This is a genomic window from Nocardioides oceani, from assembly GCF_030412965.1.
Classification (GTDB): Bacteria; Actinomycetota; Actinomycetes; order Propionibacteriales; family Nocardioidaceae; genus Nocardioides; species Nocardioides oceani.
Genome location: NZ_JAUHJQ010000181.1, coordinates 1 through 275 on the forward strand (window position 1 = coordinate 1; position 275 = coordinate 275).

Annotated in this window: 1 protein-coding gene; it reads left to right on the plus strand. The window is 50.5% G+C overall.

Translation table 11 applies throughout. The features are described 5' to 3' along the window. The coding region (locus QWY28_RS24840) for a DUF6621 family protein (protein WP_300955368.1) at window positions 1–275 on the plus strand (275 nt) is incomplete at both ends.

A 275-nucleotide genomic window follows, 5' to 3' on the forward strand; every position in this document is an offset into this window, starting at 1 on the left:
TGCCTAAGGCTGATCTGGCCGTGCTGCTGGAGTGTCTGGCTTTGGATGCCGGAATAGAGCCGGGCAAGAATGAGATACAGGTAATTTTTGTGTATGATGCGGAGCATAGCCGGATGAATTTCTGCCTTCCTTCCGATTTGGAAAAGGAAGTTCACGGCATGGCATTCCAGAGCCGTCTGGGTGAGTTTTCACTCTATGCTTTCCAACCTTCGGATATGGCTCGCCGGGAGGACTTGTTTACGGAATCACTGCAACTGCTGACCGAATCGAAAGAT